General features: G+C 58.2%; 27 protein-coding genes. 21 read left to right on the top strand and 6 right to left on the bottom strand.

What is annotated here, in order from left to right; translation table 11 throughout:
- The first annotated feature begins 42 nt into the window (after positions 1-42).
- Together rluC and OKC28_RS08360 are read left to right on the top strand one after the other, a co-directional pair.
- Positions 43-987 carry a 23S rRNA pseudouridine(955/2504/2580) synthase RluC gene (gene rluC / locus OKC28_RS08365; protein ID WP_202864462.1) on the top strand — a complete coding sequence of 315 codons (945 nt, stop codon included), beginning with the start codon at positions 43-45 and terminating at the stop codon, positions 985-987.
- Positions 987-1,634, top strand: a complete 648-nt coding sequence (locus OKC28_RS08360) for an HAD family hydrolase (protein ID WP_234595760.1) — start codon at positions 987-989, stop codon at positions 1,632-1,634. Before rluC ends, OKC28_RS08360 begins: the two co-directional genes overlap by 1 nt.
- A gap of 87 nt (positions 1,635-1,721) precedes the next feature.
- On the opposite strand, the gene OKC28_RS08355 is transcribed toward OKC28_RS08360, so the two are convergent.
- Complete coding sequence (locus OKC28_RS08355; protein ID WP_256688322.1) at positions 1,722-2,303, bottom strand: Maf family protein; 582 nt, start codon at positions 2,301-2,303, stop codon at positions 1,722-1,724.
- A 302-nt stretch (positions 2,304-2,605) separates the two neighbouring features.
- On the opposite strand from OKC28_RS08355, the gene yceD reads away from it, so the two are divergent.
- The 15 genes from yceD (at position 2,606) to OKC28_RS08280 (ending at position 14,789) form a co-directional block, all read left to right on the top strand.
- Entirely contained in the window at positions 2,606-3,127 is a 522-nt protein-coding gene (gene yceD / locus OKC28_RS08350; protein ID WP_005311491.1) for a 23S rRNA accumulation protein YceD, read from the top strand.
- Positions 3,128-3,146: 19 nt separating this feature from the next.
- Positions 3,147-3,314 carry a 50S ribosomal protein L32 gene (rpmF, locus tag OKC28_RS08345; protein WP_005311492.1) on the top strand — a complete coding sequence of 56 codons (168 nt, stop codon included), beginning with the start codon at positions 3,147-3,149 and terminating at the stop codon, positions 3,312-3,314.
- Between the two features lie 9 nt (positions 3,315-3,323).
- Positions 3,324-4,343 carry a phosphate acyltransferase PlsX gene (plsX, locus tag OKC28_RS08340; RefSeq protein ID WP_011898705.1) on the top strand — a complete coding sequence of 340 codons (1,020 nt, stop codon included), beginning with the start codon at positions 3,324-3,326 and terminating at the stop codon, positions 4,341-4,343.
- Between the two features lie 7 nt (positions 4,344-4,350).
- Positions 4,351-5,310, top strand: coding sequence for a beta-ketoacyl-ACP synthase III (locus OKC28_RS08335; protein WP_256688323.1), 960 nt, complete (start codon positions 4,351-4,353; stop codon positions 5,308-5,310).
- A gap of 72 nt (positions 5,311-5,382) precedes the next feature.
- Entirely contained in the window at positions 5,383-6,318 is a 936-nt protein-coding gene (fabD, locus tag OKC28_RS08330; RefSeq protein WP_034281768.1) for an ACP S-malonyltransferase, read from the top strand.
- Between the two features lie 13 nt (positions 6,319-6,331).
- The gene (fabG, locus tag OKC28_RS08325; RefSeq protein WP_219615690.1) at positions 6,332-7,066 is read left to right on the top strand and encodes a 3-oxoacyl-ACP reductase FabG; all 735 of its coding nucleotides are present in this window, start codon (positions 6,332-6,334) and stop codon (positions 7,064-7,066) included.
- A gap of 157 nt (positions 7,067-7,223) precedes the next feature.
- The gene (acpP, locus tag OKC28_RS08320) at positions 7,224-7,460 is read left to right on the top strand and encodes an acyl carrier protein (RefSeq protein WP_270688685.1); all 237 of its coding nucleotides are present in this window, start codon (positions 7,224-7,226) and stop codon (positions 7,458-7,460) included.
- 82 nt (positions 7,461-7,542) lie between these two features.
- Positions 7,543-8,784, top strand: a complete 1,242-nt coding sequence (gene fabF, locus OKC28_RS08315; protein WP_219592345.1) for a beta-ketoacyl-ACP synthase II — start codon at positions 7,543-7,545, stop codon at positions 8,782-8,784.
- Between the two features lie 15 nt (positions 8,785-8,799).
- Positions 8,800-9,660, top strand: a complete 861-nt coding sequence (pabC, locus tag OKC28_RS08310) for an aminodeoxychorismate lyase (RefSeq protein ID WP_256688324.1) — start codon at positions 8,800-8,802, stop codon at positions 9,658-9,660.
- Positions 9,650-10,651, top strand: a complete 1,002-nt coding sequence (gene mltG / locus OKC28_RS08305) for an endolytic transglycosylase MltG (protein ID WP_021138904.1) — start codon at positions 9,650-9,652, stop codon at positions 10,649-10,651. Before pabC ends, mltG begins: the two co-directional genes overlap by 11 nt.
- On the top strand, positions 10,651-11,292 hold the full coding sequence (tmk, locus tag OKC28_RS08300) for a dTMP kinase (protein ID WP_059112037.1): 642 nt from the start codon (positions 10,651-10,653) through the stop codon (positions 11,290-11,292). Before mltG ends, tmk begins: the two co-directional genes overlap by 1 nt.
- On the top strand, positions 11,277-12,224 hold the full coding sequence (holB, locus tag OKC28_RS08295) for a DNA polymerase III subunit delta' (protein ID WP_256688326.1): 948 nt from the start codon (positions 11,277-11,279) through the stop codon (positions 12,222-12,224). Before tmk ends, holB begins: the two co-directional genes overlap by 16 nt.
- A gap of 25 nt (positions 12,225-12,249) precedes the next feature.
- Positions 12,250-13,029: a TatD family hydrolase gene (locus tag OKC28_RS08290; protein ID WP_256688327.1), complete on the top strand. Its 780-nt coding sequence runs from the start codon at positions 12,250-12,252 to the stop codon at positions 13,027-13,029.
- A gap of 289 nt (positions 13,030-13,318) precedes the next feature.
- Positions 13,319-14,347 carry a site-specific integrase gene (locus OKC28_RS08285; RefSeq protein WP_034523632.1) on the top strand — a complete coding sequence of 343 codons (1,029 nt, stop codon included), beginning with the start codon at positions 13,319-13,321 and terminating at the stop codon, positions 14,345-14,347.
- A 169-nt stretch (positions 14,348-14,516) separates the two neighbouring features.
- The gene (locus tag OKC28_RS08280; RefSeq protein ID WP_005311516.1) at positions 14,517-14,789 is read left to right on the top strand and encodes a RepB family protein; all 273 of its coding nucleotides are present in this window, start codon (positions 14,517-14,519) and stop codon (positions 14,787-14,789) included.
- A gap of 192 nt (positions 14,790-14,981) precedes the next feature.
- Here OKC28_RS08280 and rsmF read toward each other — a convergent pair whose 3' ends face one another.
- From rsmF to OKC28_RS08260, 4 genes are all read right to left on the bottom strand, one after another.
- Positions 14,982-16,412, bottom strand: a complete 1,431-nt coding sequence (gene rsmF, locus OKC28_RS08275) for a 16S rRNA (cytosine(1407)-C(5))-methyltransferase RsmF (protein WP_256688330.1) — start codon at positions 16,410-16,412, stop codon at positions 14,982-14,984.
- A gap of 131 nt (positions 16,413-16,543) precedes the next feature.
- Positions 16,544-19,096 (bottom strand): MlaD family protein, encoded by a 2,553-nt coding sequence (locus OKC28_RS08270; RefSeq protein ID WP_021138897.1) that lies wholly within the window; start codon positions 19,094-19,096, stop codon positions 16,544-16,546.
- Positions 19,097-19,198: 102 nt separating this feature from the next.
- Positions 19,199-19,807, bottom strand: coding sequence for a paraquat-inducible protein A (locus tag OKC28_RS08265; protein WP_005311518.1), 609 nt, complete (start codon positions 19,805-19,807; stop codon positions 19,199-19,201).
- Positions 19,785-20,417, bottom strand: a complete 633-nt coding sequence (locus tag OKC28_RS08260) for a paraquat-inducible protein A (protein ID WP_005311519.1) — start codon at positions 20,415-20,417, stop codon at positions 19,785-19,787. Before OKC28_RS08260 ends, OKC28_RS08265 begins: the two co-directional genes overlap by 23 nt.
- Positions 20,418-20,564: 147 nt before the next feature.
- Here OKC28_RS08260 and prpB point away from each other — a divergent pair, with 147 nt between their 5' ends.
- From prpB to OKC28_RS08245, 3 genes are read left to right on the top strand one after another with little or no spacing between them, the layout of a single operon-like run.
- On the top strand, positions 20,565-21,452 hold the full coding sequence (gene prpB / locus OKC28_RS08255) for a methylisocitrate lyase (protein WP_021138896.1): 888 nt from the start codon (positions 20,565-20,567) through the stop codon (positions 21,450-21,452).
- Between the two features lie 11 nt (positions 21,453-21,463).
- Positions 21,464-22,591, top strand: coding sequence for a bifunctional 2-methylcitrate synthase/citrate synthase (prpC, locus tag OKC28_RS08250; RefSeq protein WP_021138895.1), 1,128 nt, complete (start codon positions 21,464-21,466; stop codon positions 22,589-22,591).
- Between the two features lie 10 nt (positions 22,592-22,601).
- A complete protein-coding gene (locus tag OKC28_RS08245) occupies positions 22,602-24,047 on the top strand; it encodes a bifunctional 2-methylcitrate dehydratase/aconitate hydratase (RefSeq protein WP_021138894.1) in 1,446 nt (481 codons plus the stop codon).
- Positions 24,048-24,122: 75 nt separating this feature from the next.
- Here the strand turns inward: OKC28_RS08245 and OKC28_RS08240 are convergent, their stop codons facing one another.
- On the bottom strand, positions 24,123-24,866 hold the full coding sequence (locus OKC28_RS08240; RefSeq protein ID WP_005311522.1) for an FFLEELY motif protein: 744 nt from the start codon (positions 24,864-24,866) through the stop codon (positions 24,123-24,125).
- A gap of 229 nt (positions 24,867-25,095) precedes the next feature.
- On the opposite strand from OKC28_RS08240, the gene OKC28_RS08235 reads away from it, so the two are divergent.
- Positions 25,096-25,473, top strand: coding sequence for a polyhydroxyalkanoic acid system family protein (locus OKC28_RS08235; RefSeq protein ID WP_085941456.1), 378 nt, complete (start codon positions 25,096-25,098; stop codon positions 25,471-25,473).
- Positions 25,474-25,539 lie beyond the last annotated feature (66 nt).

Raw genomic sequence — 25,539 nt, 5'->3', positions numbered from 1 at the left:
AGCATGCAGCCAAGGGGCGCCGGCGGTGTTAAAATCCGCGCCATGACACAGATACAACAACAAGTGCAGCTGCTCACCATCGAAGCTGAGCATGAAGGGCAGCGCATCGACAATTTTCTCAAGACTCAGCTAAAGGGCGTCCCCAAGAGCCTGATTTATCGCATCCTTCGAAAAGGGGAAGTGCGCGTCAATAAAAAGCGCATCAAACCGGAATACAAACTCTGCCCGGGCGACGAGGTGCGGGTTCCCCCCGTGCGGGTTGCCGAGAAGAATGAACTGCCCTCTGCCAACCTTGGCAGCATCCAGCGTCTGGAGAGCCAGATCCTGTTTGAAGACGACGCCATGATAGTGCTCAACAAACCGTCCGGCATGGCCGTGCACGGTGGCAGCGGTCTGAGTTTCGGCGTCATAGAGGGGCTGCGCGCCCTGCGCCCGGACGCTCGCTTCCTGGAGCTGGTGCATCGGCTGGATCGCGACACCTCAGGCGTACTGCTGGTTGCCAAGAAGCGCAGCGCCCTGCGCAGCCTGCACGAGCAACTGCGGATCAAGACCATGCGCAAACAGTATCTGGCGCTGGTACGCGGCCAATGGCAGCCCCACGTCAAGGTGGTCAATGCGCCGCTGCGCAAGAACGATCTGCAATCCGGTGAACGGGTTGTGCGGGTCAGCAGTGATGGCAAGCCATCCGAAACCCGTTTCCGCATCGCCCGTCAATTTGCCGAGGCGACCCTGGTCGAGTGCAGCCCGATCACGGGGCGTACCCACCAGATCCGGGTCCATACCCAGCATGCAGGTCATCCCATTGCCTGTGATGACAAGTATGGGGAAGCAGCCTTTGACGATAAAATGCGCAGCCAAGGGCTGAAACGGCTATTTTTGCACGCCTGGAAGCTGACATTCACTCATCCGGTTGATGGCCGCGAGGTGCTGATCGAGGCACCGCTCGCGCCTGAGCTCGACAATTTCCTCAACAAGTTGGCACGCTGATGAAGGCTATCCGACTCGCCATTTTCGACTGGGACGGTACCCTGATGGACTCGGTGGGGCGGATTGTTGCCTGCGTCGCGGGGGCGGCGCGCGATTGCGGCGAGCCGGTGCCCACTGCGGTGCAGACACATCAGATAATAGGGCTCAGCCTGGAGGTCGGCATTCCACTGCTGTTTGACCTGGCGCCGGGGGGCGAGCGGGCCAACGCCCTGATCGCCCGCTATCGTCACCATTATGTGCATGATGGCACGCCCAGCCCGCTTTTTGTCGGGGCGAGTGCGCTGCTGCACCACTGGCACGGGCAGGGAATTGCGCTGGCGGTGGCGACGGGTAAGTCTCGACGCGGCTTGGATCGGGTGCTGGATGATACCGGCCTGCGGCCGTTGTTTGCTGCCACCCGTGGCGCGGATGAGGCCAACTCCAAACCCGATCCTTTGATGTTGACGCAAATTCTGGATGAGCTGGGCTTTGCTTCCCATCAGGCAGTGATGATCGGTGACTCCATCCACGACATGGCGATGGCAGAAGCGCTCGCCATGCCGCGGATCGGCGTAAGCTGGGGTGTGCACGACAAGAAGCGCTTGCAGACACATGATCCGCTTGCGGTCGTCGATACCATGGACGAGTTGAAGCTGCTGCTGGGTTAGTCTTGCCATATGCCAGTTGAATAGATGACGAAACGGGAGCCTTGGCTCCCGTTGTTCGTTTGGCTCGTCGTGGATAGGCCATTCCCGTCAGGGCAGGGCGAGGCCGTGGCGTTCCAGCAGCTCGATCAGGCCGATCAGGGGCAGGCCGATCAGAGAGTTGGGATCGCGCCCCTCCAGCCCCTTGAACAGCACTATCCCCATACCTTCACATTTGAAGCTGCCCGCGCAATCAAGGGGCATCTCCGCTGCCACGTAGCGGCGAATGGCGGTCTCATCCAGAGTGCGGAAGTGCACAGTGAAGGGCTCCACCAGCTGTTCTGCTTTGCCGCTGGCGGCATCCAGTACGCACAGGCCGGTATAAAAGGTAATGCTGCGGCCCCGTGCGGCCATCAGTTGTGCCACCGCCTTCTCCACCGTGCCCGGCTTGCCCAGGATCTGACCGTCGCAGACACACACCTGATCGGACCCTATGATCAAGCCCTGATCACGCTGGTTGGCAATGGCGTTCGCCTTGGCATAGGCCAGCCGCGCCACCAATGCCTCGGCAGATTCGCCGGGCAGGGGAGATTCATCCACCTCGGGTGCTGCACATTCAAAGGGAAGGCCGAGTTTTTCCAACAGGGTTTTGCGATAGCGGGACGTGGAGGCGAGGATAAGCTGTGTTGGCATTGTGTTGTGATGTCCTGATTTGATGCAGTCAGGTGCCGATGGTATCGCCACGCCGTGAGCTGGGCAAATCTCCGATGAGGTTTCCATGCTGGACCAGCAATGATGAGGATGGCACTTGGGTTGCCATTCTGGGTGGCAGTAAATCCGGACAGGATCCTGTGTAGGATCCTGCTGTTTATGGCATAATCAGCCACCGATGAGAACAAGTCCCGGCATCTCAGGGAATTGTATGGTTAAAATCATCGGCGGTAAGGACTTTTTCCTTTGACTATCAGTTGTTGGACCTATAATATTCGCGCCCTATGCAAAAGGTGAAGTTGCCCGTTAAGGTTGATCCAGTCCGTAATGCCTTGAAGCTGCTCGACTATGTCGGGATAGTGGAAAAGTCGCAGATGCCCAGGCTGGAGGAATCAACCGCAGGCTTGCAGAGTGATGTTGATGTATCACTGCACTTTGGCAAAGATGTCCAGAAGTTGACCGTTATGAAAGGCACTGCCCATGCCAAGGTTGACCTGGTTTGCCAGCGTTGTGGAGAGACATTCGAGCACCTTTGTGAAGCTGATTTTATCTACACTCCGCTGTTTGAAAAAACAAACGAGGAAGAACTGCCGGAAGCTTATGAGCCCATTGAGTTGGACGAAAACGGCGAGATAGATCTTCATCAAGTTCTGGAGGATGAACTCATCCTCTCGTTGCCTCAGGTGGCAATGCATCCAATGGATGCGTGCCCTCGCGGTAACATGGACATGACTTGGGGTGATATCGAACCTGCTGATGAGCGGCCGAATCCCTTTGCAGTTCTTGAAGAGCTTAAACGTAAGTGAATCTAGGAGTTAGCCTACAATGGCCGTACAACAGAACCGTAAAACCCGTGCCAAGCGTGGCATGCGTCGTTCACACGATGCGCTGACCAGTGCAGCTCTGACTGTTGATCAGACCAGTGGTGAAATTCATCGTCGTCACCATGTGACTGCCGATGGTTTCTACCGCGGTAAAAAGGTAATCGCTTAAGGATTGCCTTTGTCTACGCAAACTGTCGCGCTAGACATAATGGGGGGAGATATTGGCCCCTCGGAAACAGTGCCTGCCGTTGTGCAGGCACTGTCTCTTTTGCCCCAGCTAAAACTCATTCTGGTTGGTGATCAACACCAGACCACTGCCTTATTGCAGCAACATGGCTTGCTGACTCATCCTCGCGTTCGTTTCGTACATGCATCCCAAGTGGTTGGCATGGGCGACAAGCCGATCGTGGCGCTGAGAACTCTGAAAGACTCCTCCATGCGGGTTGTGCTTAATCTGGTGAAAGCCGGTGAGGCCGATGCCTGCGTCAGTGCCGGTAATACCGGTGCCCTGATGGCCATGGCCAAGTGTGTGCTCAAATCCTTGCCCGGTGTCGACAGACCTGCGCTCATCAAGGCGCTGCCGACCTTGAGCGGCAAGCGTACCGTGATGCTGGATCTCGGCGCCAATGTCAGCTGCGATGCCGACACCCTGTTGCAGTTCGCTGTGATGGGGTCGGTGGTGGCCGAAAAGGTTGAAGGCATTGCGTCGCCCCGGGTTGCCTTGCTCAACGTGGGGGAAGAGGAGATAAAGGGCAATGACCTGGTGCGTCACAGCGCAGAGTTGCTCCGTCAGTGCAGCGCACTCAATTTCGTTGGCTTTGTCGAGGGGGATCGCATCTTCAGCGGCGAGTGTGATGTTATTGTCTGCGATGGTTTTGTTGGCAATGTCGCCCTCAAAACGGCGGAAGGGGTAGTGCGGATGATGGCCCAGCTGGCCGGATATCCCCGCAAAAAACGCAGTTTTCTTGGCCGACTCGCCGGATTTATGTTCAAACGACGTTTTTCTTACCTGAACCCCGACCAGTATAACGGTGCAAGTCTGTTAGGATTGCGCGGCATTGTGGTAAAAAGCCATGGGCGAGCCGAACGGCACGCTCTGTGTAATGCGATCCTGCTGGCCGCACAAGAGGCCAAGCATCAACTTCCATTGCAAATAGCAGATCGCCTTGAATCTGTCTTTTCCGACAGGGATCTATAAGAACTCTATGCATAGCAAAATTCTGGGTACTGGCAGTTATCTGCCGAGTTCAGTGCGTACCAACGCCGATCTCGAGCAAATGGTTGAAACCAGTGATGAGTGGATCGTGGAACGTACCGGGATCCGTGAACGCCGTATTGCCGGTGCCGACGAAACTGTCGCCACCCTGTCTCACCAGGCCGCCCTGCGCGCCCTGGAAGCTGCGGGTCTGACCGCTGCCGATCTCGACATGATAGTGCTGGCTACCACCAGCGCCGAAAACGCCTTCCCGGCTGCCGCCTGCGAGCTGCAGGGATTACTCGGTGTGCCAGGCATTCCTGCATTTGACGTGGCAGCCGCCTGCGCCGGTTTCACCTATGCGCTCTCCATTGCCGATCAGTTCGTCAAGTCCGGGGCCGCCCGCCATGTGCTGGTTGTTGGCGCCGATGTGCTGTCCCGCATGTGTGACCCGCAAGATCGCGGCACCATTATACTGTTTGGCGACGGGGCAGGGGCTGTGATTGTTGGCGCAAGCGAGACACTTGGGATCCTGTCTACGCACCTTCATGCCGATGGCCGTTATGGCGATCTGCTCAAGTTGCCGCACCCTCGTCGCGGCATGCCGGGCGCCGAGCTCGAAGCCTACATGTATATGAAGGGCAACGATGTGTTCAAGGTCGCGGTGACGCGGCTGAGCGAGATCGTGACCGAGACGCTGGCAGCCGCTGGCATAGCGCCGAGCGAACTCGACTGGCTGGTGCCGCATCAGGCCAACTTCCGCATCATCAGCGCGACCGCCAAGAAGCTCGGCATGAGCCTCGATAAAGTGGTGCTGACCCTCGACAAACACGGCAACACCTCTGCTGCCTCCGTGCCCATTGCCTTTGATGAAGGGGTGCGTGACGGCCGGATCAAACCGGGCCAGCTGGTACTGCTGGAGGCCTTCGGCGGTGGTTTCGCCTGGGGTTCGGCGCTGATCCGCCTCTGATCTTCAGCGGGATGGCGCCAAGGCATCATCCCGTGACCGATTTCGTTTTGTCTTACCTTAAAGGAATCAATGATGACCCAATTTGCCATTGCCTTCCCGGGACAAGGCTCCCAAGCCGTTGGCATGCTGGCCGAGCTGGCCGAGCAACACGCCGTGATCAAGGAAACCTTCGCCGAGGCGAGCCAGGTGCTGGGTTATGACCTGTTTGCCCTGGTCATGGATGGTCCGGTTGAAGATCTGAACAAAACCTGGCGCACCCAGCCCGCGTTGCTGACAGCTTCCGTCGCCCTGTGGCGTCTGTGGCAACAGCAGGGTGGGGCGACCCCCGCCATGATGGCCGGCCACAGTCTGGGTGAGTACTCAGCACTGGTGTGCAGCGGCGCGCTGGATTTCGCCGATGCGGTCAAACTGGTTGAACTGCGTGGTTTGGCCATGCAGGAAGCCGTACCGGAAGGGACCGGTGCCATGGCGGCCATCATAGGTCTGGATAACGAAGCCATCGCCGCCAACTGCGAAAAAGCGGCGCAAGGTCAGGTGGTCTCTCCGGTCAACTTCAACTCCCCGGGCCAGGTGGTGATCGCCGGTCACAAGGAAGCGGTTGAGCGCGCAAACGTACTGATGAAAGAGTCTGGCGCCAAGCGGGCATTGCCGCTGCCGGTCTCTGTGCCATCTCACTGTGCACTGATGAAACCTGCCGCAGAAAAACTGGCGGCTGCGCTGGACGGGATCGAGATCAAGGTTCCAACCATCGCAGTCATCAATAATGTCGACGTATCCTGTGAACAGGATCCGGCCGCCATCAAGCAAGCGCTGGTGCGTCAGCTGTTCAGTCCGGTCCGTTGGACCGAGACGGTGGAGCGGATGGCCAATGAAGGTGTCACCCTCGAGATCGAGATGGGGCCGGGCAAGGTATTGACCGGGCTGGCCAAGCGCATCGACAAGCGCGTGGAAGGTATCCATGCCAACGATGTAGCCTCTTTCGAGCTGGCGCTGGCCCAGTCCAAGTAAACAGGAGCAGATAATGAGTTTTACCGATAAGGTTGTGTTGGTGACCGGTGCCAGTCGTGGTATCGGCCGTGCGATTGCCGAGACATTTGCGGCCCGTGGCGCAAAAGTCGTCGGCACAGCGACCAGCGACAGCGGCGCAGAGGCTATCAGCGCCTATCTGGGTGAGCAGGGTTGTGGCATGGCACTGAACGTGACCAGTCCTGAATCCATCGAGACTGTTTTCGCGGCCATCAAGGCGCGTTTCGGCGACATCGATATCCTGATCAACAATGCCGGCATCACCCGCGACAACCTGTTGATGCGTATGAAAGATGACGAGTGGAATGAAATCATCGACACCAACCTGACTTCCCTCTATCGTCTGAGCAAGCCAGTATTGCGCGCCATGATGAAGAAGCGTCATGGCCGGATTATCAGCATCGGCTCCGTGGTCGGAACCATGGGCAATGCAGGCCAGGTCAACTATGCAGCCGCCAAGGCGGGTCTGGTTGGCTTTACCAAATCGTTGGCTCGGGAAGTGGCATCCCGTGGTATTACAGTGAATGCGGTTGCGCCCGGTTTTATCGAGACCGACATGACCCGGGCACTGAATGACGAACAACGTGCCGGCATCATGAATCAGGTGCCAGCAGCCCGTTTGGGTGATCCAAAAGAAATTGCCGCAGCTGTGGTATTCTTGGCGTCGGATGATGCCGCCTATATCACTGGCGAAACCCTGCATGTTAACGGCGGGATGTACATGGTGTAATCAATTTGTCGTGAGATCTGTTCAAATTTGCGATAGTACGCCGAAGTTTGGCGAATTTCGTGGTTTGACCAGAGGCAAGCTACTTGCAAACTGACGTTAATTGAATAAACTACCCCAACCAGACGCAATAGCGTATTTTTAAAGGAAAATTCAGGTCATGAGCAACATCGAAGAACGCGTAAAGAAAATCATCATCGAACAACTGGGTGTTAAAGAGGAAGACATCAAGAACGCTGCCTCCTTCGTCGACGACCTGGGCGCTGACTCTTTGGATACCGTTGAACTGGTAATGGCGCTGGAAGAAGAATTCGATACCGAAATTCCTGATGAAGAAGCCGAGAAGATCACCACTGTTCAAGCGGCTATCGATTACATCACCGCTAATCAGGAATAAGTTCCTGTTCTGAAAGAAGCGGCCCAAGGGCCGCTTCTTTTATGTTTACTCCCTTTCAAAATACCTCTCGGAGACTACCTCAGTGTCAAAACGCAGAGTCGTGGTGACCGGCTTGGGGATGCTTTCCCCGGTGGGCAACACTGCCGAATCCAGCTGGCAAGCCCTGCTCAACGGGCAGAGCGGCATTTCTCCTATCGAACATTTTGATGCCAGCGAGTTTGCGACTCGTTTCGCAGGCCAGGTCAAAGAGTTTGATCCTGAACAGTACGGTATCAACCGCAAAGAAGCCCGCAAGATGGATCTCTTCATCCAGTACGGCGTGGCGGCGGGGATCCAGGCGCTCGATGATGCGGGTCTGGTTGTCAATGAAGACAATGCAGAGCGGGTCGGTGTGGCCATAGGTTCCGGTATCGGCGGTCTGGGTCTTATCGAACAGAACCATACTAGCCTGATCAACGGTGGCCCGCGCAAGCTGAGCCCCTTCTTCGTGCCTTCTACCATCATCAATATGGTGTCCGGTCATCTCTCCATCATGAAGGGACTGCAAGGCCCCAACATAGCGGTGACTACTGCTTGTACCACAGGCACCCATGCCATCGGCATGGCTGGCCGCATGATCGCCTACGGTGATGCGGACGTGATGGTAGCCGGCGGTACCGAAAAGGCTTCTACCCCCATGGGAATGGGCGGTTTTGCGGCGGCCAAGGCACTCTCTACCCGCAACGACGAGCCCCAGAAGGCGAGTCGCCCGTGGGACAAGGATCGCGACGGTTTTGTGCTAGGTGATGGCGCCGGTGTACTGGTACTGGAAGAGTATGAACACGCCAAGGCCCGTGGCGCAAAGATCTATGCCGAGCTGGTTGGCTTTGGCATGAGTGGCGATGCTTATCATATGACGGCACCTCCCTCTGACGGCAGCGGTGGCGCGCGCGCCATGAAAAATGCCATCAAGGATGCCGGTATCGTTCCCGAGCAGATCGGCTACATCAACGCCCACGGCACCTCTACCCCCTTGGGTGATGTGGCCGAGCTGCGCGGCATGAAGCAGGTGTTTGGCGAGCATGCCAGCGCCCTGATGATCAGCTCCACCAAGTCCATGACCGGCCATTTGCTGGGGGCGGCGGGTGCTATCGAAGCCATCATCACAGTGCTGGCGCTGCGTGATCAGGTGGCACCACCCACCATCAATCTGGACAATCCGGATGACGAGTGCGATCTGGATTTGGTGCCCCACGTAGCCAAACCTGGTCACTTTGAGTATGCCTTGTCCAACTCGTTCGGTTTTGGCGGCACCAATGGCTCACTGATCTTCAAACGCGTATAATTCGCCCCAGGGCGGATGACTCGGGCCCGATACTGCCGGTATCGGGCCTTTTTTATCGGAGGGATCCTTTTGCTTATCAATGGAATGCAGACAGATGCTGTGTCCGCCAGGGATCGTGGGCTGGCCTATGGGGATGGTCATTTCACCACCATGCTGGTCAGAAACGGTCAGGTTGTCTGGTGGTCTGCCCATCTGGCACGGCTGCAGCAGGCCAGCGCCAGACTCGGATTTGCCGGAATGGACTGGTCAACCTTGACCCGGGAGGTGGCGCAATTGGCTGCCGGCCAGACGCAGGCTGTCGCCAAGGTGATGCTGACCAGGGGAACTGGCGGGCGCGGTTATGACGGCAGTGCCTGTGAGGCGCCTACCCGTATCGTCTCCCTTGCCGATTACCCGAGCCATTATCAGAGTTGGCAGCAAAACGGCATTCCCCTGCTGGTTTGCCAGCAACGGCTCGGCGATGCCCCCATGCTGGCGGGACTCAAGACCCTGAACCGGCTGGAACAGGTCTTGCTGAAAAGCGAACTTGCGGCGCGTTCGGGAGTCGAAGGTATAGTCTTGAACAGTCGGGGATTTCTGGTAGAAGGTGTCAGTGCCAATCTGTTTTGGCGCCGTGGCAAGACGGTGTTTACACCGGATCTTTCCCACTGCGGTATTGATGGCATCATGCGGCGCCATGTGATGGCGATGCTAAAACAGATGAGTATTGAACTGCGTGTCGTGGAGGCTCCGCTGGAGTCACTGTGGCAGGCCGAAGAGGTATGGCTGACCAATACCCTGATGGGCATAGTGCCGGTGACCGGCATTGGGGATACTCAGTATCCGAGCCCGGTATTGATCCGCCGTTTACAGGAGCGTTTGGTCATTGAAGTTTAATCGGCTTTACACCCTGCTCGCGGGCGCGGCGCTGACAGTTGCCGTGGCCGGGGGCTATGTATATCACAAGTGGCAGCAGGTGGAGACGCTCACCAACAAGGGGCCGACACGCCTCTTTACCGTTGAGAAAGGGGCCCATGCTGCGCGCCTGATCGCCGAGCTGGGGGAGGGGGAAACCAGTCCCTGGGCCGTGCGGCTTTGGCTGCGCGGTCACCCCGAGCTGGTTGCCATCAAATCCGGTACCTACGAGATCAAGGAAGGGGCGCCACTTAAAGAGACCCTCTCTCTGTTTGCATCGGGAAAGGAGTTTCATTTCAGCCTCACCTTCGTCGAGGGCTCCCGTTTTGAGGACTGGCTGAAGCAGCTCTCCGGCGCGCCCTATCTGGAGCGGCTGACTGTGGAGCAATCTGAAGCCGATCTGGCTCACGAGCTTGGTATCGACAATGGCAAACTGGAGGGCTGGTTCCTGCCGGAGACCTACGCCTACACCACCCATGCCAGCGACATCTCCATACTGCGTCGCGCTTATCAGGACATGAAAGCCTTCCTGCAACAAAGCTGGGACAAGCGCCAGGCCAATCTGCCCTACAAGACCCCTTATGAAGCGCTGATCATGGCTTCCATCATCGAAAAAGAGACGGGCCAGCCGGACGAGCGGGCGCAGATCGCCTCCGTGTTCGTCAACCGCTTGCGTCTTGGCATGAAGCTGCAGACAGATCCTACCGTCATCTACGGGGTCAAGGATCGTTACGATGGCAATATCCGCCGCAGCGATCTGACGGACGTGAATCCGTACAACACCTATGTGATCGATGGCCTGCCGCCTACGCCCATCGCCATGCCCGGCAAGGCTTCCATCGAAGCGGCCCTCAACCCCAAGTCGACCGACTATCTCTATTTCGTCGCCAAAGGAGGCGGTGCCCACTATTTCTCCAAGACCCTCGATGAACACAATCGGGCGGTTCGCGAATACATATTGAAGAAACCCTAATGTCTAAATTTATCGTGATTGAAGGACTGGAAGGGGCAGGGAAGAGCTCCGCGGTACGTTATGTTACCGATTATCTACAACGCCACGGCATCGACCAGATCGAATGCACCCGTGAGCCTGGGGGAACCCCGCTGGCCGAGCGGATGCGCGCCATCGTCAAGGAGGTGCACGACGAGCGCCTTACCATCGAAGCCGAGCTGCTGCTTATGTATGCTTCCCGGGTGCAGCTGGTCGAGACCCGGATCAAGCCGGCTCTGGCTGAGGGGCGCTGGGTGGTGGGGGATCGCCACGATCTCTCCTCCCAGGCCTATCAGGGCGGCGGGCGTGGCATCGATGCGGGGCTCATCGGCGCCATCAAGCAGGCGGTGCTCGGTGACTTCAAACCGGATCTCACCCTCTATCTCGATATCGATCCTGCCCTTGGTTTACAGCGAGCCCGTCATCGTGGCGAGCTGGACAGGATCGAACTGGAGCAGCTCAGCTTCTTCGAGCGCACTCGCAGTCGTTATCTCGAACTGGCCGCCAAGGATGATTCCATCCGGGTGATCGATGCCGGACAAACTCCGGATCAGGTCAAAACGGCCATCGAGGCCGCACTGGACCACTACTTGTCGAACGAGCACGTATGTATCCCTGGCTGATCCCGGATTGGCATGCCCTGAGCCAGACGGCCCAGGCCGGTCGGCTGGGCCATGCCTGGTTGCTGCTCGGCGATCCGGGTCTTGGCAAGGAACAGCTTGCAGAACGATTGGCGCGCTTGCACCTCTGCCAGCTGCCGGATCGCGGAGAGCCCTGTGGCCAGTGCCACTCGTGCCAGCTGTTTGACAAGGGACATCACCCGGATCTTGGTACCGTTACAGTCGACAGCAAGACCATAGGGGTCGAAGCTATTCGCGAGATCTGTGCCCGCTTGCAGAACTCGGCCCAGCTTGGCCGGGGCAAGGTGGTGATCATTCCGGATGCGGAGCGCATGACGGAGTCCGCTGCCAACGCCTTGCTGAAGACATTGGAAGAGCCGGCCGGCGATAGTCTCTTGCTGCTGATTGCCTCCCAGGTTTCCCGTCTGTTGCCCACTATCCTGAGCCGCTGTCACAAGCACGTCTGCCAGTTGCCGACGGAAGGGGAGACGGTGCGCTGGCTGGCCGAACAGGGTCACCAGGCCACATTGGCTCAGGTGCGGATCTGCCAGGGAGCCCCGCTGCGGGTGCTGCATTACATCGAAGAGCAGCAGGATGGCAAACGCCGGGAGTTGCTGGAGAGTTTCGTCTCACTGCCACTGACCCCGACTCGGGCCACCCATGTCTGCAGCCAGCTGGCGGATGAAACTCAGGTCAGGCTGCACTGGTTGCAGCTGTTTTTGTGCGATGCACTCAAGACTCAGGCCGGCTGTGGTCATCATCAGCTGGCGATGCCGGATCTGGCGGCCCTCAGTCAGCAGCTGGCCGAGGGCAACTCCAGCGAAAAGTTGCTGGAGGCGGAGCAGCAGCTCGTGGCGCTCAAGGCCGCCTGCCAACCTGGCCAGCTCTCCAATTCCACCATTCATCTGATGAACTGGCTCAGCCGCTGGTTATAAATCGGACAAGACGCAAAGGTTCTTTATGTTACTCATTGACTCCCATTGCCACCTCGATCGCCTCAGCTATGGCAGCAAGCAGACCGACATGGCCGACGTGCTGGCCAAGGCTGCGCAGCAGGACGTGGGATACTTTCTGTGTGTAAGTGTCACCCAGGCACAGTTTCCGACCATGCTGGCGGCGATCGCCCCTTATCCCCAGGTGTTTGCTTCCTGTGGCGTGCATCCGCTCAATCAGGAACCCGGTGTCGATGCCGAGCTGTTGCTGACGCAGGCCAGCGATGAAAGAGTGGTGGCCATAGGGGAAACCGGGCTCGACTACTTCTACTCGCCGGAGAACAAGGAGGTGCAGCAAGCCTCCTTCCGCGAACACATCCGGGTCGCTCGTACCTTGAACAAGCCGCTGATCATTCACACCCGTGATGCCCAGCAAGATACCCTGCAGATCATGCGTGAAGAGGGGGCGGACCTGGTGGGCGGTGTGCTGCACTGTTTCACCGAATCCCTGGAGATGGCCCAGGCCGCGATGGAGATGGGCTTTTATATTTCCATTTCCGGCATAGCGACCTTCAAGAATGCATCCGCGCTACAAGCCGTGGTCAAGGCGTTGCCGCTGGAACGCTTGCTGGTTGAAACAGACTCTCCTTATCTCGCCCCTGTGCCTCATAGGGGGAGGGAGAACGAACCTGCCTTTGTGCGAGATGTTGCCCAGTTTATTGCCGACCTTCGTCAGATGCCGCTGACCGAGTTGGCAGAGGTGACCAGCCGAAACTTCTTTGAACTGTTCAAGTTGGCAAAAAAATAAACGACTAGGCCCCGGATAAAGGGGCCTCTTTAGTTAAAATCATCCGCACAACTTCCCCTCGTTATCACTGCCATGCCACTTGTTATCTCTCACAGATCATTGAATGTCAGCGAGATGACGTCGTTGATAAACTTGTTTATTACAGATGATGTTGCTGCAGGTGAGCATCGAGGTTCAGGTGGTTTAATTAGAGATTCTATAAGTATCGATAATATTCATTATCGATACTTGATGTATATGAAAAATTCTGTAAGATCCTCTCAAACTCCGCATTAAATCATAGACTTACGTGGCTTATCCAACTGTTTCACCCCCTGTTTATCAGTCATTGCAGACTGTGTTCGATCCTCAGCTCAATAGTCGGGCGAGACGCTTCTTGCGCAGTGCCAAAGCGGATTCCACTCTCAATGCCTATCAGGCTGATACCCGTATTTTTGTATTCTGGTGCCAGCTCCACGGGCTTGACCCGCTGCAAACCACTCATCACGACATCATGAATTTTCTGGCGGATCAGGCCGATGGCATATTGGCGGACTGGGTGTGGCTGGATAAAGAGGAAGGGAAAGGGGAGCTGCGCAACGGTGAACCACGTAAACCTGCGACCCTGGTCAGGCGACTGGCCGGGATCCGCTACGCCTTCAAGCAGAAAGGCATTCATCCCATGCCGACCGAGCATGCTGAAATCAAGGAGATGATGCGTGGCATAGTGCGTCTTGGTGATAACCGCAAGCGCAAGACGGGGGCGCTGACCCTGCAACCGCTGGCCAGGGTACTCGATGAAATCGACACCTCCAACCTGGCCGGTTTACGGGATCACACTCTGCTGCTGTTGATGTTCAGTGGTGCCTTGCGCCGCTCGGAGGCGGCCAGAATCGAGGTCAGCGATCTCGATTTTGTGGGGCAGGGGATCCGGCTTCGCCTCAAGCCGAGCAAACATCAGCTCCATGAAACCGAGATAGCGCTCATTCCTGGCAAGCAGTATTGCCCCGTCTCGGCGCTGCACACCTGGCTTAAAAAAAGCCGGATCGGTGAGGGCGCGCTGTTTCGTCGCATGAACCGCTGGGGTCAGCTTATGTCGGAACCTCTCGGCCCTCAGGGGATAAACCTGATGATCAAGCGGCGCACCGGCCAGGCCATCGACGATCTTTATGTCAGTGGCCACAGCCTGCGACGGGGATTCATCACCTCGGCCGTCACCGCCGGCAAGCCCATGAACAAGATCATTGAGGTGACTCGCCACAAGGACATGCGTACCCTGCAGGAGTATTTCGACTATGCCCACAAGTTCTCCGATCACGCACTGGATGGCTTGTTGTGACACTCCGCGTCACTGCATTTCTTATGTTAAATTATATCTTGTTGATCTGATGATATATTTATCGCGCTTTGCCAAAGTGCCTGATGGGAGGGGAGAGCTTTCTTGTTCAGGCAACAATGCACCACAGGTTAGAGATAACAAACATTAAAACAGAACATTGCAAGGTCATATGAGCCAGGAAATAAATGTGAATGAGCCCCAAGCGGCAGCCCCACACAACAATGCCGAACGACAGCGCCAGCATGTGAAACGCAAGCAGGAAACCCATAGCCGGTTGCAGTGCTGGATAAGCAATCGTCACGCCGAGCGGTTACAGGAATTGGGGATGCACCTTGAAGACAGTCAGGCTTCGCTCATCGAGCAGGCGATCGATCTGCTCTATCAGCATGAGTTGTCATCCCAACCCCAGGTTGAGAAAGAGATGGCGGATGTGCTTGAGTGAAAGAACGTCCGGACATAAAAAAAGCCAGGTACGAATTCCTTGTACCTGGCATAGGGGAATTGGCTCTTTGCAGAGCCGTGCGCTAACTGGTGTTCGGATAGCCTTAAGCTTAGACAAGGTTCAAGGCTTTTCAAGATCCGAATAAAAGTTCAACCGAAGTGTGGGTTTTCCAGACTCGATCAGGCGCGGCGCTTATGCACCGAACAGATTGTTGTCGCGCACCAGCTCACGGGGCAGGGCGTTCTTGACCCGGCTACCGACCCACTTCCCCATGCCCAGGGTATGCCCCTGATAACGAACGATCACCTCGCCAGTGCCTGCCTCCTGCTCGGGCCAGACGTCCCGCCCCATCATGAATTCTCGCGCATTGGCACTGTCGAGTTCGACAACCCCTTGTGTCGCCTTGTCGCCATAGGCCAGCGCCCACTCATGGGTAAGGCGATAGCCCTTCTTGAAGGTCTCAGCCAGCTTGATGCCGATGCGATCGAAACGCAGCTTGCCCTGCACCTGCCCAAACAGGTGAGGGAAGAGCCAGATCTCGTCATTGCGACCAAACAGCTGACCTTGGGGCACCACACCAAAATTGGCTTCAATCTCGCGCAACATGGGCTCAGCCTCTTTGGCCAGCAGTGGCGAGAAGGGGAACTTGCCGAGTTTACCCGGCTTGAACATGGTGTTGGGCACAGAGTGATGCTTGCGCAATCTGGCGACGAAAAAGCCTTCACTGTCGAAGATCTGGGGCCAAACGTGCAGATATCCTTCGGGCGTACAGGCCTGCTCCGCATTGGGGAACAGGTCGGCCAGCGAATCAACGGTCAGGGCATCGCCGAACTTGTCCAGCAGAGACTGACAGACCGCCTGATTCTCCTGCTGGCTCAAGGTGCAAGTGGAGTAGACCAGCACGCCGCCGAGTTTAAGGGCGTGAAAGGCGCTCTCCAGCAACCCTTGCTGCACCGCCGCAATCTCGTCGATGCTCTCGATACTCCAGTTGCGCAAGGCATCTTCATCTTTGCGCACCGTCCCTTCACCGGAGCAGGGTGCATCGAGCAAGATGGCATCGAAGGTCTCCGGCAACCACTGGCCAAACACCTTGGCATCGAAGTGAGTCATGCCCACATTGGTAACGCCACAGCGCTGGATGTTGGCACTCAGCACCTTGAGCCGACTGCTGGAATATTCATTGGCAACCAGCATGCCCTGGTTGTTCATCAAGGCCGCGATCTGGGTGGTCTTGGAACCAGGGGCGGCCGCCGCATCCAGCAGCATGCCATCTCGCTTGACCTGATCGCTGGCAAATAGCGCCGTCACCGGCAACATGGAGCTCGCTTCCTGAATATAAAAGAGGCCGCTCAGGTGCTCTGCCGTATTGCCAAGGGGCACGGACTCATCGGCCCGGGTCAACCAGAAACCGGTCTCGCACCAGGGAACGGCATCGAATTGCCAGCCAAGTGGCTGCATCTGCATCACAAAGTCGGAGACAGATATCTTCAGCGTGTTGACCCGGATGCTGCGCCGCAGCGGCCGCCGACAACTGGCTACGAATTCATCCATGGAGAGATGAGCCGGCATGATGGCCGCAATATAGTGCAAGAAGTGATCGGGAAGATAGGTATTGTCGTGCACGGCGCCGTCTCGTTGACCCAAAATAAGGGGCGATATCCTATCACAAGTCTAGGAATTTTCTTAACAGTGCCGACCGGCAACATAAAAAAGCCCGGCGTCATGGCCGGGCTGGTGTAATAGGAAAGAGACGATCAGGGCAGAATGCGAGGGCTCCACTCCAGCCACTCTTTCTCTGCCTTGCCATGCAAGGGGTAACGATGGCCCGCCTTGACGGTCGGCCCCATCTCCCGCTCTGGGGTATTGAAGGCAATGCCGCCCGCCAGCAGGCTCTGCACGGTTTCCACTTCGATGGTGCCCCCGGTCAAACCTATGTCGGCCTTGACGCCGGAGACGTTCCAGAAGCGGGTGTTGGCCCGAACCAGGTGGGCATACTCCTGATCAACGCTCACATCGATCAACACTTCGCTGCCATCACGCGCCAACGCCACGCCTGTGACGCTACCAACAACCAGTTTGCGAAACAGCAAGGGGCTGCCAACACTCAAGCCGCTGACTGACGGGCTCTTGAGGGTCAAGGCCAGCCCAACCGGGCCCGTCTGACTCAAGGGAAAACGGTCCTTGCCCGCCCCCTGGCCTGGCTGAGCCTCCACAAAGGCTCCCTTGATCAGGGTATCGAGGTGAGCTATGCCGCCCAATCCCAGCTTGGCTTGTACCAGGGTAAAACGGGCGCCGGATTGCATAAAGCGCTCTGCATACTGACCATCCAGCTCGGCCTTGAAGATCACCTGACCCAGCGATGGCTCCAGCTCAATTTGCTCAATCTTGCCGATGTCGACACCGCGATAGCGGATTGGGCTGCCAACCCCCAGACCCGGATTGTTGTCGGCCACCAGGGAGAGGGCGCGCACTTTCGCCCGTGCCTGCTCTTTGCTATCAAACAGTTGATGGCTGCTGCGGCCGGTTCCCAGCCTGTCAAACTCGATGGCACCGCGCAGCAGGGTCGCAAGATTGCCCACCTTGACGTGTACGCCATCGACGCGCACCCGGGTATCCAGGGCCGGTTTTTTCCAGAACTGCGGCTGCCGGGAGAGCAGGGGGGCATAAACGCCGTCAATCTCCAGCTCGATCTCCACCCCTTCTTTGGCTGCGCGCAGTTGCTTGACCTTGCCCGCCTCAAGTCCCAGATAGAGTACGGGGGAGCCGATGCCGATACCATCTGCCTGCTCTGCCTTAAGCAACCAGCGCTGAGGCTTGGCATCACGGGTACCGAGCAATGCCAGCTCCTGGCTCGGGTAGAGGCGGTTGATGCGCTCACCGGTGACGGCCTGCACCAGCTTGATACCGCCGCCAATCCAGGCGCTGGCCGGGCTGGTTTCCACCTTGATACCGCTAAGATCGGCATCGATCTGCAGTGGTGACGCCCGATAGAAACGGGCCCGTTTCAGCAAGTGCTGATATTGCGTATTGACCACCAGAGCGACGCTGGCATTGCCGTTTGCATCCAGGCTCAGCTGGTTTATCTGACCAATCTGCAACCCCTTGTACCAGAGCGGAGCCCCTTCATTGAGGCTCGCCAGATCATCGGCCAACAGTGTGAGTCGGGTGCCGCTGACCTGATCCTGGCCGCTCAAGGTGATGGCTTTGACCCTCTCCCCCGCCACATAGTCGAGGCGAATGGCAGGCCCTGCCAGCAGGCGATCAGCGTGCTTGAGACCACTGGCGCCGAGGGAAACTGTCTCCCAGACCAGCCGGCTTTCGCCGGTGATCCGAAATGCTTGTTCCGGGTTGATCAAAGCCGTCACGATCCGGCCCTTGTCGGTCAGGCGAATGGGGTCAATACGGCCAATTTCGATCCCCTCATAGAGGATGGGCATTCCCTCCTTGATGGGCAGATCCCCCGCGGCTATGTCGATCCGCTCGCCACGGGCGGCCTCGGCCAGTCCCTTGTAGAGGGTGAAGGTCTGCCCCTTTTGTGGCTCTGGCGATGCTTTGGGAGAGTCAAATGCTATGCCGCCGCTGAGGATGGAGGTGAGGCTGCCCGCCTCCACACTGACGCCGGCCAGACTGAAGGACCCCTTGATGCCGCTGATGTTCCAGAAACGGGTATCAGCCTTGACGAGGTGCTCGAAGCGCGGCTCGATCACCAGATCCAGGATCACGTTCTGGTTGTCCTGGCCCAAGCGGGTATTGATGACGCTGCCCACCTCGATACCACGGAAATAAAGCCTGGCGCCGATCCCGACCGACCCCAGCGAGTCAGCAGTCAGGTGCAACATGCGTCCTTGAGCCTGATAACCCGGGGGAGGGCCGTCCAGTGCATCAAACTCCTCTTCCAGCGGATTGTTGTCCCGGCCGGGCTGCAGGTTGATGTAGTTGCCGGAGACCAGGGTATCGAGGCCGGAAATTTCGGTCAGCGAGGCCTTGGGGCTCACCAGCCAGAAGTCAGAGCCTTTGCGGATAAGCGAACGGGCTCGGCTGTCTATCTTGGCCAGTACCGCTATCTTGTGGCCATCTTCAGCCAGCTCCAGATCCTGTACCACCCCTATGGCTACCCCCTGATAGCGCAGCTGGGTCTTGCCCGGCAGAATGCCGTTGCCCTGGGCAAAATTGATGCGAATAAGTTGTCCACTGCTCGCAAACTGCTGGTAGATGAACCCGACCGCCAGCAAGAGGGCAATGAAGGGCAACAACCAGACTGGCGATAACCAGCGACGCTTCTCAATGACGGGTTCAGCCCCGATCATACCGACTCCTTAATTGGCTGATGTGAACAGCACTTCAGATACAAACAAATCATCAACAAGTCACCTTGTCCAAAAACAGAAAGGGAGATTATCCAAGGGGTATCAGCGGGCCGCTTTGTCCCACAGCAGCCGGGTATCCAGCATCCTGGCCGACATCATGGTCAGCACCACTACACAGGCAAACGCCGTAGCGCCGGGGCCCGCCCGCACATTGAGCAGCACGCCGCGATCAACCAACGCCACCATCAGCGAGATGACAAACAAATCCAGCATGGACCAGCGGCCGATAAAATCGATGATGCGATACATGATGAGCTGACGCTTGCGCCGCACCGGCTTGGTGCGCTGCAACTGCCAGCAGATCCAGCCCAGCCCCAAAATTTTGCCCACCGGCACTATGATGCTGGCGGTCAGCACTATGGTGGCGATCCCCGACATCTTGCTGCGATAAAGCATCATGATACCGCTGAAGATGGTATCGGACTGCAATAATCCCTTGTTATAGAAGTGGGTGATGGGCAGCAGATTGGCGGGCAGCAACATGAAGGTGGCCAGTGCCAGCAAGCCCCATGACCAGGCCAGCGAATGGGGGATGCGCAACTGCAACTTGCTGTGGCAGCGGGGGCAGACTGCGCCGGCTTGATGGCGAACCAGCAGACCGCAGCTGTGACAGCGGCAGAGCCCCAGCTCACGGGCGCTGGTCTGGGTCATGTTCCGGCTCCTCCAGTGGCACGCGCTCCCAGTAAGGTGCGGGATCAAACAGGGTCAGCAGTGTCATGTTGAGCAGCATCAGAATACCCAGACTCAACAAGCCGCCCCCCAGGCGCACATCGGCGATATCGATCAGTTTGAACAGCGCGACCAGCAGGCTGACGATGTAGACCTCCAGCATGGCCCAGTGACGAAACACCTCCACCGCTTTAAGGGTCGGGGCCAGTATGTGCCAACGCTTGGCCAGACCACAGGACAGCAAAAAGATACCGAGCAGCAGGCCCACCGGTGCCAGCACGGCGCACCAGAGCACCAGTCCCGCCACCCAGAATTCGTGTTCGACCATCAGCACCAGGATGCCCTTGAGCAAGTTGGCATCCGAGTTCACCCCGGCCAGACGCAGGTAGATAAGCGGTTCGAAGAAGGCGGAGGGCAGCAGCAGAAAACCTGTGATGGTCAGGGCCATCAACTGGGAGGGGCGAAAGGCGTAGCGTCCATACAGATGCTGATGGCAACGAGGACAGTGAGCGTGGCGTCGCATTGGCAATAACTTGCGTTCGATCAGCAAGTCGCAAGCCGGGCAGACGATCACGGGATTGGGATCCGACATACGATTCAACCTGTTGAAGGAATTGGTGAAATTTACCCTAAAACCCGCGCCCTGTCTTGCCTGGCGCCGTTCTGCCACGAAAGTATGATTGACGTTAACGTAAACGTGATATTAGATAGTCAGACCAGACAAATGAAAGGAGTCATGATGTCCAGCCTTACCCCTTCGGCAGGCCTGCGTTTTCGCACAGCCCTTGCCAACGAACGGCCACTGCAGATCGTCGGCACCATCAATGCCTACATGGCCCTGATGGCCGAACGTAGCGGCTTTGCGGCCCTCTATCTCTCCGGTGCCGGTGTGGCCAATGCCTCCCATGGCCTGCCGGATCTCGGCATGACCTCCCTCAATGATGTGCTGATCGACGCGGAAAGGATCACCGCAGCGACCAAGGTGCCACTGCTGGTCGACATCGACACCGGCTGGGGCGGCGCCTTCAATATCGCCCGCACCATTCGCGCCTTCGAGCGGGCAGGGGTGGGGGCTGTACATATGGAAGATCAGGTCGCCCAGAAACGCTGTGGCCACAGGCCCAACAAGGCGGTGGTCTCGCAGGAGGAGATGTGCGATCGCATCAAGGCGGCGGTGGATGCCCGTGAGAACGGGGAGTTCGTCATTATGGCGCGCACCGATGCGCTGGCGGTGGAGGGGATTGGCTCTGCGCTGGAACGCGCCGCCGCCTACGTGGCCGCCGGAGCAGACATGATCTTCGCCGAGGCGGTGACCGAGCTTGGTCAATATGATCGCTTCAAACAGGCGGCTGGGGTGCCCATCCTCGCCAACATGACAGAGTTCGGCCAGACCGAGTTGTTTGATAAAGAGGCGCTCGCCAAGCATGGGGTCGACATGGTGCTCTATCCCCTGAGTGCCAGCCGGGCGGCCAATCAGGCCGCGCTCAACGTCTATCAGCACATTCGCCAGGATGGCCACCAAAGAGCCGTCGTGGACACAATGCAGACCCGGGAAGCCCTGTATGACTTCCTCGGCTATCACCATTACGAGCAGACACTGGATCGTCTGTTCACATCCAGGGATTAGGAGGCAAGGTTATGGGACAACAGAAGCCATTGGGCGGCGCCGGCCTGCGGGGTCAGAGCGCGGGGGAAACCAGCATCTGCACCGTGGGCAAGAGCGGTACCGGGCTCACCTATCGCGGCTATGACATCAAGGAGCTGGCAGAGGGCGCCCAGTTTGAAGAGGTCGCCTATCTGCTGCTCAAGGGAGCCTTGCCCAGTGAACAACAACTGGTGGACTACAAGCGCGAGCTGCGCCGCCTGCGCACCTTGCCCACCGCCCTGCTGGAGGTGCTTGAGCGCATCCCTGCCAATGCCCATCCCATGGATGTGTTGCGTACCGGTTGTTCCATGCTCGGCGATCTGGAGCCGGAAGATGGCTTCGAGCACGAGCATGAAGTGGCTGATCGGCTGCTGGCGGCCTTCCCTGGCATACTGCTCTATTGGTACAAGTTCAGCCACGAAGGGCTGCGCATTGCGCTCGATACCGATGAGGAGTGCATCGGTGGCCACTTCCTGGCCCTGCTGCACCAGAAAGCCCCGAGCGAGCTGGCGCGCCGCGTCATGCATGTCTCCCTCATTCTCTATGCGGAGCATGAGTTCAACGCCTCCACCTTCGCAGCCCGGGTCTGTGCCTCCACGCTTTCTGATATGTTCTCCTGCATTACCGCCGCCATCGGTACCCTGCGCGGGCCGCTGCACGGTGGTGCCAACGAGGCCGCCATGGCGATGATCGAGCCCTGGCAGGATGAAGCCCAGGCCCGGCGCGAGCTGCAGGCGAAACTCATCGCCAAGGAGAAGATCATGGGCTTTGGCCACGCCGTCTATCGCACCTCGGATCCCCGCAACGTCATCATCAAGGAGTGGTCGGCAAAACTTGCCGAGGCGGTGGGAGACTCACGTCTTTATCGCGTTTCCTGCGAGGCGGAGAAGGTGATGTGGGAGGAGAAAGCCTTGTTCCCCAATGCAGATTTCTTCCACGCCAGCGCTTACCACTACATGGGGATACCAACCAAGCTGTTCACGCCTATCTTTGTCTGCTCACGGGTCACCGGCTGGTGTGCCCACGTGATGGAGCAGCGGGAACACAACCGGATCATTCGCCCGAGCGCCGATTACGTCGGCCCGGCCCCCCGTCATTTCGTCTCTTTGCAACAACGATAAGGAAATCACGATGTCCGCCAACGTCGACGTCAACCACAGACCTTCTCCCGATCAGGTGCTGGTCGATATTGCCGATTATGTCTGCAACCACCCCATTACCAGCCAAGCGGCGCTCGATACCGCCCGCTACTGCCTGATGGATACCCTGGGCTGCGGCCTGCTGGCCCTGCGTTTTCCCGAGTGCACCAAGCATCTGGGGCCCATAGTGCCGGGCACGGTCGTGCCCTTTGGTGCCCGGGTGCCCGGCACCCAGCTCTGCCTCGATCCGGTCAAGGCGGCCTGGGACATAGGCGCCATCATTCGCTGGCTCGATTACAACGACACCTGGCTCGCCGCCGAGTGGGGCCACCCTTCCGACAACCTGGGGGGTATTCTGGCTACCGCTGACTGGCTGTCGCGCACTCGCGTCGCCGAGGGCAAGGCGCCGCTCACCATGGCCGATGTGCTGACCGCCATGGTCAAGGCTCACGAGATCCAGGGCGTGCTGGCGCTGGAGAACTCCTTCAACCGGGTTGGCCTCGATCACGTTGTGCTGGTGAAGGTCGCCAGTACCGCAGTCGTGACCCATATGCTGGGGGGCAATCGCGATCAGGTGATCGATGCCATCTCCCAGGCCTGGGTTGATGGCCAGAGCCTGCGCACCTATCGCCACGCCCCTAACGCGGGGTCACGCAAGAGCTGGGCGGCCGGGGATGCGACATCACGCGCCGTTCGTCTGGCGCTCATCACCATGAGCGGTGAGATGGGCTATCCCGGCGTACTGAGCGCACCCAAGTGGGGCTTCTACGATGTGCTGTTCAAGGGCAACCAGTTCGCCCTGCATCAGGGCTATGGCAGCTATGTGATGGAGAACGTGTTGTTCAAGATCGCCTATCCGGCCGAGTTCCATGCCCAGACAGCCGTCGAGTGCGCCATGAAGTTGCATGAGGAGGTGAAGGGGCGGCTCGACGAGATCGACCGCATCGAGCTCACCACCCATGAATCGGCCATTCGCATCATCAGCAAGGTGGGGGCACTCAACAACCCGGCGGATCGGGATCACTGCCTGCAATACATGGTGGCCGTGCCGCTCATCTTCGGGCGCCTGATAGCCGAGGACTATGAAGATGACGTGGCCGCCGATCCCCGTATCGATGCCCTGCGCGCCAAAATGGTGGTACAGGAAGACAAACGCTACAGCCGCGAATACCTGGAGGCAGACAAGCGCTCCATCGCCAATGCCATCCAGGTCTTCTTCAAGGATGGCAGCCACAGCGCCAAGGTGGAGGTGGAATATCCGGTTGGCCATCGTCGCCGGCGTGAGGAGGGGATCCCCCTGCTGGTGGAAAAATTCCAGCACAATCTGGCGACACGCTTCCCGGCCAAACGGGTGCACGATATTCTCGCCCTCTGCCAGGATGGCAAGCAGCTGGCCAGCACACCGGTCCACGCCTTTATGGATCTGCTGGTGATCTGATCCGCAGGTTTCCCCACCAGAAATAGACGCGGGCCGCAGGGGCCCGCTTCTTATTGGAGCGTCACGCGCCGCCAGTCAGGCCAACACGCTGGCATCCCCGTCAAACAGCGCCGTCATGATGGCTGTTTCCCGGCTGGCGATGGTTTCCAGAAATTCGTTGGCCCGCCCCATCTGATGACAGACCCGGTAGCCCCGCTCGACAAACGAGAAAAGCTCGCCGAGCCCCGCCAGATGCGCCGGCCCAGAGACAAGTTTGAGGGTGGTGCCAAGGAAAGGCTTGCGGGCCAACCTGTCCAGCGTCATCCCCAGCTCTGTGACCAGGGTTATCTGATGGGCGCGCCGCTCGGGTTCGCCCACCTCCCGATAGGCGAGGGCATAAGCCGCTGCCGTCAACCGGCCTATGGCGCCACTGCGACGCAGCGCCACCACCATCAGGTAGTCGAGCTCCTCGGAGAGGGCGTCAAGCTCAATCGCCTGGGCCAGCACCTTGAGGCCCGATTCCGGCAACAATCGCTCGGCGGTCGGCATGACTCGCATCACGTCCGCATCGCGCCGGGCACAATCCCCAGGGCCATAGAGATCCGTCAGGAAAAATTCGGCGGCCGGGCCGTAGCGTTCGCTCTCCAGCAGATCCCTGTGGGTACGGCCCAAGCGATCTGCCTGCCATTGACGCAATCTGTCTCTGTCTTGCTGATCTTCCGGGTGGTTACGCATCTGCTCGCGCAGGGAGGCGACCCGATTGAGCTGACGATAGAGCCGCCCCAGTGTGCTCTCGTCTTCGGACTGCGGATCATCGGATAGGCGTGTCTCTTGGGTCATATTCAGCTCTCTGGTGACCTGCAACGAATGGCTTGGCGAACGGATAAAAACAGGGAACATGATAAGTGGATAGTAAGGCGGATAGTAGCGTGCACTACAGTGCTGATACATCCTTCTCCTTGAGTGTAACTCGCGGGTGGGCAGGGGATAAATGCATGGTGCCCTTGCTCAAGCGGCTTTGTTAAGTGAGTCCCAATTATGTTGCAAATGGCTTTCACTTGTTTGATTCATGTGTTTAATATCAATAAATGTTGTCATCGCTCAGAGAGTTAGCATGTTCCTATACGATCCCCTTGTCGGCAGCAGCCTGTCGACCATCCAGGTCAATCGCCAGCACCCTCTGGGGCTGGCCGGTGTGCGGCTCGCCGCCGAAGCCATTGCACAAGACATGAGCGAGGAGTACCAACTCGACTGTGAATGGGAAGATGAGGAAGAGACCCGGTTGCTGTTTCGCGGTGCCGGGGTTAATGGCTTTCTCTGCCTGACCGACACAAACCTGCAACTGGAGGTGCGCCTCGGCCTGATGCTGCTGCCGGTACGCAGCGTGCTGGAGCAGGAGATCCTCGAATATGTCGATAACCGCCTGCCTTGTCCCAGTCAGGGATAAGCCGCACAGGAACATCAACACTCGCTCTGTCTGTCTGTCGCCGAAAATAGATGCCAGACAGCACAT

This window comes from Aeromonas sp. D3 (assembly GCF_027705025.1).
GTDB classification, from domain to species: Bacteria; Pseudomonadota; Gammaproteobacteria; order Enterobacterales; family Aeromonadaceae; genus Aeromonas; species Aeromonas salmonicida.
This window is presented reverse-complemented; position numbering and strand designations above follow the sequence as displayed.